The following is a 13,399-nucleotide window of genomic DNA, read 5'->3' as shown; positions in this document are numbered from 1 at the left end:
GCCGTCATGAACTTCCTGACCGAAATCGTCGCCTTCGTCGTCGCGATTGGCGTGCTCGTCGTCGTCCACGAATTCGGTCACTACAGCGTCGCGCGAATGTGCGGCGTCAAGGTGCTGCGTTTCTCGGTCGGCTTCGGCAAGCCGCTCGTGCGCTGGGTCAGCAAGAAGACCGGCGTCGAATGGACCATTTCCGCGCTGCCGCTCGGCGGCTACGTGAAGATGCTGGACGAGCGGGAAACCGAAGGCAGCATTCCGTCGGAAGACCTGCCGCGCGCGTTTAACCGTCAGCCCGTGCTGAAGCGCATCGCGATCGTCGCGGCGGGCCCGATCGCGAACTTCCTGCTGGCCATCGCGTTGTTTGCGGCTGTGTTCGCGGGCGGCGTCACCGAGCCGCAGGCCATCGTCGCCACGCCGGCATCCGGTACGGCGGCCGCCCGCGCCGGCTTCGAGGGCGGCGAGCAGATCCTCTCGATGCGCAATTCGCAGGGCGGCGACACGCAGGCGATTCGTTCGTGGTCCGATCTGCGCTGGAAAGTGCTCGACGCGTCGTTCGATCATCGGCGGATCGTGCTGACGGCAAAGACCCACGAAGGCACCTTCGATTTCCCGCTGACCGTCACAGGCATCACGGAAGCCGACGCCGAGCAGGACTTCATGGACAAGCTCGGCTTCACGCCGGGCGGCGGCACGCTGACGGTGGCGGGCGTGGAGGCGGGCAGCGCGGCGCAGAAAAGCGGGCTGGTCGCCGGCGACAAACTGCGCGCCATCGACGGCCGCCCGGTCGACAATGCGACGCGCTTCATCGACTACGTGAAGGCGCATGGCGGCAAGCCTGTCGCGCTCGTCATCGAGCGCGGCGAAGGCAGCCAGATCAAGCGCGATACGGTGCAGATCGTGCCGGACGTCAAGCGCGATGCATCGACGGGGCGGGACATCGGCCGCATCGGCGCTGCGCTCGCCAATCAGTTGCCGACCGTCGACGTGCGCTATGGTCCGGTCGAAAGCCTGCGTCTCGGCGTGAACCGCACGTGGGACATCAGTGTCTATTCGCTGCGCATGTTCGGGCGGATGATCGTCGGCGAAGCGTCGCTCAAGAACCTGTCGGGGCCGGTGACCATTGCGGACTACGCCGGCAAGAGCGCGCGTCTCGGCGCGACGGCATTTATTTCTTTCCTTGCCCTCGTCAGCATCAGCCTCGGTGTGTTGAACTTGTTACCGATTCCCGTTTTGGACGGTGGGCATCTGTTATATTATTTGGTTGAAGCCGTTACCGGCAAGGCGGTGTCCGATCGCTGGCAGCTGGTTCTGCAACGGGCGGGCCTCGTCTGCATCGTCGCTCTATCGATGATCGCGCTGTTCAACGACCTGACTCGCCTCATCCGTTTTTGATCCACTTTGATAATCTCTGGCGTCGCGACACGAGCGACCGCCGGAACGAATGCAGCTTTAAATACTGGGGAAGCACGTTGTTCAAACCTCATCGCTTTGTTCCTAAGTCGGCTGTGGCCGCGGCGCTCGCCGCAACGGGCATGGCGGCACACGCCACCACGCCGTTCGTCGTCCAGGATATCCGTATCGAAGGTCTCCAACGGATCGAGCCGGGCTCCGTATTTGCCTATTTGCCGATCAAGCAAGGCGACACGTTCTCTGACGACAAGGCCTCCGAAGCGATTCGCGCGCTGTACGCAACGGGCTTCTTCAACGACGTGCAGATCGCCACTGAGGGCAACGTGGTGGTCGTGCAGGTGCAGGAACGTCCGGCCATCTCGAACATCGAGTTCTCCGGTCTGCATGAGTTCGACAAGGACACCATCACCAAGGCGCTGCGCTCGGTCGGTTTGTCGCAGGGCCGCTCGTACGACAAGTCGCTGCTCGACAAGGCCGAGCAGGAACTGAAGCGCCAATATCTGACGCGCGGCTATTACGCGGCGGAAGTCACGACGACGGTCACGCCGGTCGACCGCAATCGCGTGTCGATTCTCTTCTCGGTCGCCGAAGGCCCGAGCGCGAAGATTCGCCAGATCAACTTCGTCGGCAACAAGGCGGTCAGTTCGGGCACGCTGCTCGGCGAAATGCAGCTGTCCACGCCGAACTGGTTCTCGTGGTACACGAAGAGCGACCTCTACGCGAAAGAAAAGCTGACCGGCGACCTCGAGAACGTCCGCTCTTACTATCTGAATCACGGTTACCTCGAGTTCAGCATCGATTCCACGCAGGTGTCGATCTCGCCGGACAAGAAGGACATGTACCTGACGGTCGCGGTGCACGAAGGCGAGCCGTACAAGGTCAGCAGCGTGAAGCTGTCGGGCAATCTGCTCGACCGCGAAGCGGAACTGAACAAGCTGATCACGGTGAAGCCGGGGCAGCTATTCTCGGCAGAAAAGCTTCAGGCGACCACGAAGGCGATCGTCGACAAGCTCGGCGAATATGGTTACGCGTTCGCGCAGGTCAACGCGCAGCCGGAAATCGACCAGGCGCATCACACCGTTGCGCTGACGCTGAACGTCGAGCCGAGCCGCCGCGTGTACGTGCGGCGTGTGAATATCGTCGGCAATACGCGCACTCGCGACGAAGTGGTGCGCCGCGAAATGCGCCAGCTCGAAAGCTCGTGGTTCGACTCGAGCCGCCTCGCGTTGTCGAAGGACCGCGTCAATCGTCTTGGCTACTTCACGGACGTGGACGTCACCACGACGCCGGTCGAAGGCACGAACGACCAGGTCGATGTCGACGTCAAGGTGGCCGAAAAGCCGACCGGCGCAATCACGCTGGGCGCGGGCTTCTCGTCGACGGACAAGGTCGTGCTCTCAGCGGGCGTCTCGCAGGACAACGTGTTCGGCTCGGGCACCAGCCTCGCGGTCAACGTGAACACCGCGAAGACCTACCGCACGCTGACGGTCACGCAGGTCGATCCGTACTTTACGATCGACGGCATCAAGCGCATTACCGACGCGTACTACCGCACGTATCAGCCGCTTTACTACTCGACGGATTCGAGCTTCAAGATCGTGACGATGGGCGCGGACACGAAGTTCGGCATCCCGTTCTCCGAGCAGGACACGGTGTTCTTCGGCGTCGGCGCTGAACAGAATACGATGGACGTCGATTCGTCCACGCCGCAGTCGTACATCAACTACGTGAAGGAATTCGGCCGGGTAGTGAACAACTATCCGCTGACGATCGGCTGGTCGCGCGACAATCGCGACAGCGCGCTCGTGCCTAGCCGCGGCTACTATTTGCAGTCCAATGCGGAATACGGCACGCCGCTCGGCAACACGACGTACGCGAAGTTCGACGCGCAGTTCCAGTATTACTACTCGTTCGCACGCGGCTTCGTGCTCGGCTTCAACTTGCAGGGCGGCTACGGCAAGGGCCTGCAAGGGCAGACGTACCCGATCTTCAAGAACTACTATGCGGGTGGTATCGGCTCGGTGCGCGGCTACTCGCCTAGCTCGCTGGGCCCGCGCGACACCAAGACGAACGACCCGATCGGCGGGTCGCGCATGGCGGTCGGCAATATCGAGTTGACGTTCCCGCTGCCGGGCACGGGCTATGACCGCACGCTGCGCGTCTTCACCTTCCTCGACGCCGGTAACGTCTGGGGCGATCCGAACCAGGGTGGCACGAGCGGCGGCGCGAACGGTCTGCGCTACGGTTACGGTGTGGGTCTTGCATGGATTTCGCCGATCGGCCCGCTCAAGCTGAGCCTCGGCTTCCCGCTGCAGAAACACGATGGCGACCAGTATCAGAAGTTCCAGTTCCAGATCGGTACGGCCTTCTAAGCGCCTGCACCAGGCTGCGAACGCGGACTTCATTCATTTCGACGTAACGTGAGGAACACTTTGCGAACCGGTAAGCTCTCGAAACATATGGCGCTGGCGCTTGCGTTGTCGATGTTTCTCGGCCTCGGTGCGGTCGCGAAAGCGGACGCGCAGGAAGCGCGCATCGCTGCGGTCAACTCCGACCGCATCCTGCGCGAGTCGTCGGCGGCGAAGGCGGCCCAGTCCAAGCTGGAGCAGGAATTCTCCAAGCGCGACAAGGCTTTGCAGGACATGGCGCAGCGGCTCAAGTCGATGTCGGACAACATCGACAAGAACGGCCCGTCCATGGCCCCGACCGACCGCGCAGCGCGTCAGCGCGATCTCGCACAGCTCGACGCGGACTTCCAGCGCAGACAGCGCGAATTCCGCGAAGACCTGAACCAGCGCCGCAACGAGGAACTCGCGGCGGTGCTGGATCGCGCGAACAAGGTCATCAAGCAGATTGCGGAACAACAGCACTACGATCTGATCGTGCAGGAAGCGGTGTACGTGAGTCCGCGTATCGACATCACGGATCAGGTGCTGAAGGCGCTCGCGGCGGCGAGCCAGAGCGGCGGCACGAGCTCGAACTGACGAGGAGTCTTCACACGCATGGCATCAGGCATGGCGATCACGCTCGACGAACTGGTCAGGCGCTTTGGCGGCGAGGTGGTGGGTGAAGGCGCGTATCGCGTCGAAGGCCTCGCACCGCTCGACAAGGCAGGCCCGGCGCAACTCGCGTTTCTAGCGAATCAGAAATACCTGCCGCAGGTCGAGTCGACCCGCGCGGGCGCGGTCCTCATTTCGCGGGCGGATCTGGACAAACTCACGGCGCCGCGTGAAGGCAGCAATTTCATCGTGACGCCGAATCCTTACGCGTACTTTGCGCGCGTGGCGCAGGCGTTTATCGAACTGTCGGCGCCGAAGGTCAAGCCGGGCGTGCATCCGAGCGCGTACGTCGATCCGGCCGCCAAGGTCGCGGCAAGCGCGGTGATTGGGCCGCACGCGACGGTAGAAGCGGGCGCGGTCGTCGGCGAACGCGTCAGGCTGGATGCTGGCGTGTCCATCGGCGCGGGCGTTACGCTCGGCGACGACGTCCATCTGTATCCGAACGTCACGGTCTATCATGGTTGCAGGCTCGGCGCGCGCGTGATCGTGCATGCCGGCGCGGTGATCGGCGCGGATGGTTTCGGTTTTGCGCCCGATTTCGTCGGCGAGGGCGATGCGCGCACCGGAAGCTGGGTGAAGATCCCGCAAGTCGGCGCGGTGCAAATCGGCGACGACGTGGAAATCGGCGCGAACACGACGATCGATCGCGGCGCAATGGCCGATACCGTCATCGAAGAATGCGTGAAGATCGACAACCTCGTGCAGATCGGCCATAACTGCCGCATCGGCGCTTACACGGTCATCGCGGGTTGCGCGGGCATCGCGGGCAGCACGAACATCGGCAAGCATTGCATGATCGGCGGGGCGGTGGGCATCGCGGGTCACGTGACGCTGGCGGATTACGTGATCGTCACGGCGCAATCGGGTGTATCGAAGTCTCTGACGAAGCCCGGTATGTACACAAGCGCGTTTCCGGCCGTCAGCCACGCGGACTGGAACAAGAGCGCCGCGCTGGTACGCAATCTGGACAAGCTGCGCGACCGGATCAAGGCACTGGAAACGGCGCTGGCCGACAAGAAAAGCGGCGAGGCCTGAACGCCCGGCAGCATCGAGTTGCAACCGAATGGCTGTTCGAACCGAACGGCCCTGGAAGCACGAATTCAAAGCGGGCGTCTGACGCCCGCAGTCACTACCGCGCGGGACACGCGCGCGAGCAGAACGACCATGAGCACAGAAAAAATCAACCTCGACATCCACAAGATCCTCACGCTGCTGCCGCATCGGTATCCGATCCTGCTCGTGGATCGCGTGCTCGAACTCGAGCCGCACAAGAGCATCAAAGCGTTGAAGAACGTGACGATCAACGAGCCGTTTTTTCAGGGGCATTTCCCGACGCGGCCCGTGATGCCCGGCGTGCTGATTCTCGAAGCACTCGCGCAAACCGCTGCGCTGCTGACGTTCGCCGAAGAGCCGCACGACCCGTCGACGACGCTGTACTACTTCGTCGGCATCGACGGCGCGCGCTTCAAGCGTGTGGTGGAGCCGGGCGATCAACTGATTCTGAACGTCAACTTCGAGCGGTACATGCGAGGCATCTGGAAGTTCAAGGCGCGCGCCGAAGTGGATGGCGCGACCGCCGCCGAAGCCGAGCTCATGTGTACCGTGAAGAACACGGACGCCAGCGCATAAGCGGCGCAGGCGTAGGAAACGCAGCACGTTCGCAACACGGCGTGGCGACACACAGCATTCAGAGGCGAGGCGCATGACCACCATTCACCCCACCGCGATCATCGAGCCGGGCGCTCAAATCGACGATTCCGTCGAGATCGGGCCGTACGCGATCGTCGGCGCGCACGTCGTCATCGGCGCGGGCACGACCGTCGGTTCGCACAGCGTGATCGAGGGCCACACGACGATCGGGCGCGACAACCGCATCGGCCATTACGCGTCGATCGGCGGGCGGCCGCAGGACATGAAGTACAGGGACGAGCCGACTCGTCTCGAGATCGGCGACCGCAACACCATCCGCGAATTTACGACGCTGCATACGGGCACGGTGCAGGACCAGGGCCTGACGTCCATCGGCGACGATTGCTGGATCATGGCTTACGTTCACGTCGGCCACGACTGCCGGCTGGGCAACAGCGTCATCATGTCGAGCAACGCGCAACTGGCGGGGCACGTGACGGTCGGCGATCACGCGATCGTCGGCGGCATGTCGGGCGTGCATCAGTTCGTGCGCATTGGCGCGCATTCGATGCTGGGCGGCGCTTCTGCCCTCGTGCAGGACGTGCCGCCGTTCGTGATCGCCGCCGGCAACAAGGCGGAGCCGCACGGCATCAACGTCGAAGGCCTGCGCCGGCGCGGTTTCACGCCCGAGGCGATTTCCGCGCTGCGCACCGCGTACCGGATCGTGTACAAGAGCGGCCTGTCGCTCGAAGACGCGAAGGCGCAGCTTCGCGACCTGAGCGTGGCGGGCGGCGAGGGCGATGCGCCCGTGAAGGCTTTCACCGACTTCATCGCGGCGTCGCAGCGCGGCATCATCCGCTGAACGCGCATTTCGATGACGTTGATCACCACTGCCCCGCGCATCGCGATGGTCGCGGGCGAACCCTCCGGCGATCTGCTCGCGGCATCGCTGCTGAAGGGTCTGCAAGCCCGCCTGCCCGCTGACACGCGCTATAGCGGCATCGGCGGGCCGCGCATGACATCGGCGGGCTTCGAGGCGCACTGGCCGATGGACAAGCTGACGGTGCGCGGCTACGTCGAAGCGCTGCGGCACATCCCCGAGATTCTCGGCATTCGCAACGAACTGAAGCGCCAGTTGCTGGCGGAGCCGCCGTCGATGTTCATCGGCGTCGACGCGCCCGACTTCAACTTCGGCCTCGAACAGCCGCTGCGCGAGGCGGGCATTCCGACCGTGCACTTCGTGTGTCCGTCCATCTGGGCGTGGCGCGGCGGGCGCATCAAGAAGATCGTGAAGGCCGTCGATCACATGCTGTGCGTGTTTCCGTTCGAGACCGCGTTGCTGCAAAAAGCGGGCGTCGCATCGACTTACGTCGGCCATCCGCTTGCCGATGACATCCCGCTCGAACCGGATGTCGCGGGCGCGCGGCGCGAACTGGGTATCGCGGAAGGCGGTCCGGTGATCGCCGTATTGCCCGGCAGCCGGCGCTCGGAAATCGCGCTGATCGGGCCGACGTTTTTCGATGCCATGGAGCTGATGCAGCTTCGCGAGCCGGGCGTGCGCTTCCTGATGCCCGCGGCGAACCCGGCGCTGCGTGAATTGCTGCAGCCGCTCGTGGACGCGCATCCGCATCTGTCGCTCACCATCACCGATGGCCGCGCGCAAACCGCGATGACCGCCGCCGACGCCATCCTCGTCAAAAGCGGGACCGTGACGCTGGAAGCGGCGCTGCTCAAGAAGCCGATGGTCATCTCGTACAAGGTGCCCTGGCTCACGGGCCAGATCATGAAGCGGCAGGGCTATCTCCCGTATGTCGGCTTGCCGAACATTCTGGCGGGGCGCTTCGTCGTGCCGGAAATTCTGCAGCATTTCGCGACGCCCGAAGCGCTCGCCGAGGCGACGTTGAAACAGTTGAACGACGACGCGAACCGCCGTACCCTGACCGAAATCTTCACCGACATGCACATCGCGCTGCGCCAGAATACGTCGCAGCGAGCGGCCGAAGCGGTCGCGCGGGTGCTGGAAACACGAGGGGCGCGGTAATGGCGCGTCAGGCCAGTCAACAGAAGGTGCAAAACGGGCTCGATTTCAGCTCGCCACTGGACATCATCTGCGGCGTCGATGAAGCCGGGCGCGGTCCGCTGGCGGGGCCGGTGGTGGCGGCGGCGGTGATCTTCGATCCTGCAAGGCCGCGCATTAACGGTCTCGACGATTCCAAGGCGCTGAGCGCGAAGAAGCGCGAAGAGCTGTACGAGAAGATCGTCGATCGCGCGCTGGCTTACTGCATCGCGTCGGCGAGTGTCGAAGAGATCGACACCATCAACATCCTGCACGCGACCATGCTCGCGATGAAGCGCGCCGTCGAAGGGCTAGCCGTCGCGCCGACGCTCGTGAAGATCGACGGCAACCGCTGCCCGTCGCTGTCGATCCGCAGTGAGGCGGTAATCGGCGGCGACGCGCTCATCAAGCAAATCTCGGCCGCGTCGATTCTCGCGAAAGTCACGCGTGACCGCATGCTGGTCGAACTGCACGAGACGTATCCCGTGTACGGTTTCGCCACGCATTCGGGCTACGGCACGCCACAGCATTTAAAGGCGCTGCGCGAGCATGGGCCGTGCCAGCATCATCGCCGGTCGTTTGCGCCGGTGCGTGAAGCGCACACCTTGTTCTTCGGCTCCGTGCTGCCGGACATCGCGCCCGAGGTGCTGCACGCCGCCGAGACGCTCGGCGACGACTCGGACGCGCTCGCGTTCTGACCGTCGACCGCGAACGAATCAACGTGAAATCCATCACTTCGCGGGACAACCCGCTCTACAAGCGCCTGAAGGCGCTCGCCGGCTCCACCGCGCAGCAGCGGCGAAGCGGCCACGCACTGCTCGAAGGGCTGCATCTCGCAGCCGCTTATCTGGATACCGCCGGCCAGCCGGAAACCTGCGTCGTCACGGAAGGCGCGCTGACGCATGCCGAAGCGCGCGAGATCGTCGCGCGCATCGAGGAAAGGCGTGTGGTCGTGTTGCCCGATGCGCTCTTCGGCCAGCTATCGAGCGTCGTACACGGCGTCGGCATGCTGCTGCTGGTGGAGAAGATCGGCGCGGCGCTGCCCGAACGCGTGAGCGAAACGTGCGTGGTTCTCGACGGCGTTCAGGACGCGGGCAACGTCGGCTCCATTCTGCGTAGCGCGGCGGCGGCAGGCGTCACGCGCGTGTTCTGCGCACCGGGGACGGCGTATGCGTGGTCGTCGAAGGTGCTGCGCTCGGGGATGGGCGCGCACTTTCTGCTCGATATCTTCGAGGACGTCGAACCGTCCGATCTCATCGCGCGCCTGAACGTGCCGGTGACCATCACCGATTCGCACGGCGCCGTCGCCATCTACGATTGCGATCTCTCGTCGCCGCTTGCGTGGGTCTTCGGAAACGAAGGCGCGGGCGTGTCGCAGGTCTGGCGCGATGCCGTGACGCATCGCGTGACCATCCCGCAACCGGGAGGCATGGAATCGCTCAACGTGGCGGCTGCGGCGGCCATCTGTCTGTTCGAGCAGTGCCGCCAGCAGCGAGTCTGATCGCCTGATCAGTAGTAGGAAGGCCGCTCCGGCTTGATTTCCTGCAGGATCGTCGTGGCGATTTCCTCGATGGACTTGTGCGTCGACGAAAGCCACTTGACGCCCTCACGCTTCATCATGCTTTCCGCTTCGTTGATTTCGTAGCGGCAATTCTCCAGGGCGGCGTACTTGCTGCCCGGCCGCCGTTCGTTGCGGATTTCGGCCAGGCGCTGCGGGTCGATGGACAGCCCGAACATCTTCTCCCGATGATCCAGCAGCGGCGTCGGCAGCTTGCCCCGCTCGAAGTCTTCCGGGATCAGCGGATAGTTCGCCGCCTTCACGCCGTATTGCATGGCCAGATAGAGGCTCGTCGGCGTTTTGCCGCTGCGCGATACGCCGACCAGAATCACATCGGCTTCGGTGAGATTGCGGTTCGACTGCCCGTCGTCGTGCGCGAGCGAGAAGTTGATCGCCTCGATCCGATTCTTGTATTCCTCGGTATCGGCGTTCTGGTGGACGCGGCCCATCGCGTGCGTCGACTTGATCTCCAGCTCGTGCTCGAGCGGCTCGATAAAGGTCTGGAACATGTCCAGCACGAGCGCATTGCAGCGCTTGACGATCTCATTGGACGCGCTGTCGACGAGCGTCGTGAAGACGATCGGCCGGCGGCCGTCGAGCGATACGGCCTCGTTGATCTTCTCGACGGTCGCATGCGCCTTGTCGATGGAATCGACGAACGGCACGCGCACGAGCCGGAATTTTTGGTCGAACTGGGCGAGGATCGAATGCGCGAAGGTTTCGGCAGTGATCCCGGTACCGTCGGAAACGATGAATACGGAGGGCGGCATCGGCGGGTGATCAGAAGGGAACGTGTTGCATTGAACGTGCTCAAACGGTAACGCCGGCGACGCGGCGCGGGTGCAAGCCGCTGTGTTACATTGAGCGGCCCGTGCATGTGCGCAGGCGAACCAAGAGGCGTGAAACACCTCGATTTTGCCGTGGAATTACTGTCCCTGCTAAGACAAATTCGATAATCGACACGGTAGAATAGCGGCAACCTGTTCGATAAGCAATTGCGGACAATTTGAGTCGGATTTTGGTCGAATCGCGGTCATTTCGTGGAATTTGCGGCAGAAAACCACGTTTTAGAGCACATTCGGACGGCCGCTTCTCTTTGCCCCGTGCGTGGTCCGCACGAGCGCATGTCTTTCGCGAAGGCTTATCAAACAGGTTGTACGAGATGCGGCGGTGCTTCCAATGAGCGCCGCCGCATGTGAGCCCACTCGTGCGATCGTGAATTCCATCCACCTTAGGGGCTTGTATGACTAACGCAGTCAATGTTGCGAACGATGTCGCAAAGGATCAGGCGTATGTAGTTCCATTCGAGCAGTTGCGAATGACCGACGTGGAAATCGTCGGTGGCAAGAATGCGTCGCTCGGCGAAATGATCAGCCAGCTTTCCGAAGCCGGCGTCAGCGTGCCGACGGGCTTTGCCACGACCGCGCTCGCATTCCGCGACTTCCTCCAGCACAACGACCTGACCGATCGCATCGCCAGACGTCTCGAGACGTTCGACGTCGACGACGTGAAGGCGCTTGCCGAAGCGGGCAAGGAAATCCGCCAGTGGATCGTCGACGCGCCGATGCAGCCGCGTCTCGAAGACGAAATCCGCCGTCAATTCGAAGTCCTGCAAAAGGGCTCGCCCGAAGAGCTTTCGTTCGCCGTGCGTTCGTCCGCGACCGCCGAGGACTTGCCCGACGCATCGTTCGCGGGCCAGCAGGAAAGCTATCTGAACGTGGTCGGCATCGAAGACGTGCTCGATCGCATGAAGCACGTTTTCGCGTCGCTCTATAACGACCGCGCCATCTCTTATCGCGTCCACAAGGGCTTCACTCACGCCGAAGTCGCGCTGTCGGCGGGCGTGCAGCGCATGGTCCGCTCGGACGTCGGCGCGGCTGGCGTCATGTTCACCATCGACACCGAGTCGGGCTTCAAGGACACCGTCTTCATCACGTCGAGCTACGGCCTGGGCGAGACCGTCGTGCAGGGCGCGGTGAATCCGGACGAATTCCACGTCTTCAAGACCACGCTCGCGCAGGGCAAATATCCGATCATCCGCCGCTCCATCGGCTCGAAGCTCGTCAAGATGGAATTCACGCAGCCGGGCGAGCCGGGCCGCGTGAAGACCGTCGACGTGGCGCACGAGCAGCGCAACCGCTTCTCCATTTCGGACGAAGACGTGATCGAGCTCGCGAAGTATGCGGTGATCATCGAGAAGCACTACCAGCGTCCGATGGACATCGAGTGGGGCAAGGACGGCCGCGACGGCAAGCTGTTCATTCTGCAGGCGCGCCCGGAAACGGTGAAGAGCCAGGCTGCGGGCAAGGCCGAGATGCGCTTCAAGCTGAAGGGCCAGTCGAACGTCATCGCCACGGGCCGCGCAATCGGCCAGAAGATCGGCGCGGGCCCCGTGCGCGTGATCCACGATCCGTCGGAGATGGAACGCGTGCAGCCGGGCGACGTGCTCGTCGCGGACATGACCGACCCGAACTGGGAACCGGTGATGAAGCGCGCAGCGGCCATCGTCACGAATCGCGGCGGCCGCACGTGTCACGCGGCGATCATCGCGCGTGAGCTGGGCGTGCCGGCGGTGGTTGGCTGCGGCGACGCCACCGACCTCCTGAAGGACGGCGCGCTCGTCACGGTGTCGTGCGCGGAAGGCGACGAAGGCAAGATCTACGACGGCCTGCTCGAAACCGAAGTGACCGAAGTCCAGCGCGGCGAACTGCCGAAGATTCCGGTCAAGATCATGATGAACGTCGGCAATCCGCAACTCGCGTTCGACTTCGCGCAGTTGCCGAATGCGGGCGTCGGCCTCGCGCGGCTCGAGTTCATCATCAACAACAACATCGGCGTACACCCGAAGGCGATTCTGGAGTACCCGAATATCGACGCGGACCTGAAGAAGGCGGTCGAAAGCGTGGCGCGCGGTCATGCGTCGCCGCGTGCGTTCTACGTCGACAAGCTGACGGAAGGCATCGCGACGATCGCGGCGGCGTTCTATCCGAAGCCCGTCATCGTGCGTCTGTCGGACTTCAAGTCGAACGAGTACAAGAAGCTGATCGGCGGTTCGCGCTACGAGCCGGACGAAGAGAATCCGATGCTCGGTTTCCGTGGCGCGTCGCGCTATATCGCGGAAGACTTCGCCGAGGCGTTCCATATGGAATGCATCGCGCTTAAGAAGGTCCGCGAAGAGATGGGCCTCGACAACGTCCAGATCATGGTGCCGTTCGTGCGGACGCTGAAGCAGGCGGATCGCGTGGTCGAACTGCTGAAGAAGTTCGGTCTGGAGCGCGGCGTCAACGACCTCAAACTCGTGATGATGTGCGAAGTGCCGTCCAACGCAATTCTCGCTGAAGAGTTCCTGCAACGCTTCGACGGCTTCTCGATCGGCTCGAACGATCTGACGCAGCTAACGCTGGGACTCGACCGCGACTCCGGCATGGAACTGCTGGCCGCCGACTTCGACGAGCGCGACCCGGCGGTGCAGTTCATGCTGAAGCGCGCCATCGAGACGTGTCTCCGGCTGAACAAGTACGTCGGCATCTGCGGTCAGGGTCCGTCGGATCATCCGGATCTCGCCGAGTGGCTGGCGAAGCAGGGCATCGAATCGATGTCGCTGAACCCGGACACGATCATCGACACATGGCAGCAGTTGGCGAAGACCTTGTCAAAATGAGTCGTAACCGCGCCTTTCCGCTTGCTTAC

At 63.2% G+C, this 13,399-nt stretch carries 11 protein-coding genes; 10 read left to right on the top strand and 1 reads right to left on the bottom strand.

Annotated features, from left to right (window positions below; translation table 11 throughout):
* Positions 1-6 precede the first annotated feature (6 nt).
* The 9 genes from rseP (at position 7) to LDZ21_RS07800 (ending at position 9,652) form a co-directional block, all read left to right on the top strand.
* On the top strand, positions 7-1,389 hold the full coding sequence (rseP, locus tag LDZ21_RS07840) for an RIP metalloprotease RseP (protein ID WP_244792531.1): 1,383 nt from the start codon (positions 7-9) through the stop codon (positions 1,387-1,389).
* A 77-nt stretch (positions 1,390-1,466) separates the two neighbouring features.
* A complete protein-coding gene (gene bamA, locus LDZ21_RS07835; protein WP_244792529.1) occupies positions 1,467-3,779 on the top strand; it encodes an outer membrane protein assembly factor BamA in 2,313 nt (770 codons plus the stop codon).
* 87 nt (positions 3,780-3,866) lie between these two features.
* A complete protein-coding gene (locus LDZ21_RS07830; RefSeq protein WP_244792527.1) occupies positions 3,867-4,391 on the top strand; it encodes an OmpH/Skp family outer membrane protein in 525 nt (174 codons plus the stop codon).
* Positions 4,392-4,421: 30 nt separating this feature from the next.
* Positions 4,422-5,501: a UDP-3-O-(3-hydroxymyristoyl)glucosamine N-acyltransferase gene (lpxD, locus tag LDZ21_RS07825; RefSeq protein WP_244794798.1), complete on the top strand. Its 1,080-nt coding sequence runs from the start codon at positions 4,422-4,424 to the stop codon at positions 5,499-5,501.
* 129 nt (positions 5,502-5,630) lie between these two features.
* Positions 5,631-6,095: a 3-hydroxyacyl-ACP dehydratase FabZ gene (fabZ, locus tag LDZ21_RS07820; protein ID WP_244792525.1), complete on the top strand. Its 465-nt coding sequence runs from the start codon at positions 5,631-5,633 to the stop codon at positions 6,093-6,095.
* Between the two features lie 73 nt (positions 6,096-6,168).
* Entirely contained in the window at positions 6,169-6,957 is a 789-nt protein-coding gene (gene lpxA / locus LDZ21_RS07815) for an acyl-ACP--UDP-N-acetylglucosamine O-acyltransferase (protein ID WP_244792523.1), read from the top strand.
* 12 nt (positions 6,958-6,969) lie between these two features.
* Positions 6,970-8,136: a lipid-A-disaccharide synthase gene (gene lpxB, locus LDZ21_RS07810; protein WP_035969488.1), complete on the top strand. Its 1,167-nt coding sequence runs from the start codon at positions 6,970-6,972 to the stop codon at positions 8,134-8,136.
* On the top strand, positions 8,136-8,849 hold the full coding sequence (rnhB, locus tag LDZ21_RS07805; RefSeq protein ID WP_244792521.1) for a ribonuclease HII: 714 nt from the start codon (positions 8,136-8,138) through the stop codon (positions 8,847-8,849). Before lpxB ends, rnhB begins: the two co-directional genes overlap by 1 nt.
* A gap of 23 nt (positions 8,850-8,872) precedes the next feature.
* Positions 8,873-9,652 carry a TrmH family RNA methyltransferase gene (locus tag LDZ21_RS07800; RefSeq protein ID WP_244792519.1) on the top strand — a complete coding sequence of 260 codons (780 nt, stop codon included), beginning with the start codon at positions 8,873-8,875 and terminating at the stop codon, positions 9,650-9,652.
* Between the two features lie 8 nt (positions 9,653-9,660).
* On the opposite strand, the gene ppsR is transcribed toward LDZ21_RS07800, so the two are convergent.
* Positions 9,661-10,479, bottom strand: coding sequence for a posphoenolpyruvate synthetase regulatory kinase/phosphorylase PpsR (gene ppsR / locus LDZ21_RS07795; RefSeq protein ID WP_035969481.1), 819 nt, complete (start codon positions 10,477-10,479; stop codon positions 9,661-9,663).
* Positions 10,480-10,952: 473 nt separating this feature from the next.
* Between ppsR and ppsA the strand changes: the two genes are divergently transcribed.
* Positions 10,953-13,370, top strand: coding sequence for a phosphoenolpyruvate synthase (gene ppsA / locus LDZ21_RS07790; RefSeq protein WP_244792517.1), 2,418 nt, complete (start codon positions 10,953-10,955; stop codon positions 13,368-13,370).
* The last annotated feature ends 29 nt before the right edge of the window (positions 13,371-13,399 follow it).

This window comes from Caballeronia grimmiae (assembly GCF_022879615.1).
Classification (GTDB): domain Bacteria; phylum Pseudomonadota; class Gammaproteobacteria; order Burkholderiales; family Burkholderiaceae; genus Caballeronia; species Caballeronia grimmiae.
The sequence above is the reverse complement of the archived record's forward strand: the minus strand, read 5'-3'. Positions and strand labels throughout refer to the sequence as shown.

Coding starts and splice junctions, on each gene's coding strand:
- ppsR (WP_035969481.1), bottom strand. CDS start 10,479: ATGCCGCCCTCCGTATTCATCGTTTCCGACGGTACCGGGATCACTGCC.
- fabZ (WP_244792525.1), top strand. CDS start 5,631: ATGAGCACAGAAAAAATCAACCTCGACATCCACAAGATCCTCACGCTG.
- lpxD (WP_244794798.1), top strand. CDS start 4,422: ATGGCGATCACGCTCGACGAACTGGTCAGGCGCTTTGGCGGCGAGGTG.
- lpxA (WP_244792523.1), top strand. CDS start 6,169: ATGACCACCATTCACCCCACCGCGATCATCGAGCCGGGCGCTCAAATC.
- rseP (WP_244792531.1), top strand. CDS start 7: ATGAACTTCCTGACCGAAATCGTCGCCTTCGTCGTCGCGATTGGCGTG.
- LDZ21_RS07830 (WP_244792527.1), top strand. CDS start 3,867: ATGGCGCTGGCGCTTGCGTTGTCGATGTTTCTCGGCCTCGGTGCGGTC.
- lpxB (WP_035969488.1), top strand. CDS start 6,970: ATGACGTTGATCACCACTGCCCCGCGCATCGCGATGGTCGCGGGCGAA.
- ppsA (WP_244792517.1), top strand. CDS start 10,953: ATGACTAACGCAGTCAATGTTGCGAACGATGTCGCAAAGGATCAGGCG.
- rnhB (WP_244792521.1), top strand. CDS start 8,136: ATGGCGCGTCAGGCCAGTCAACAGAAGGTGCAAAACGGGCTCGATTTC.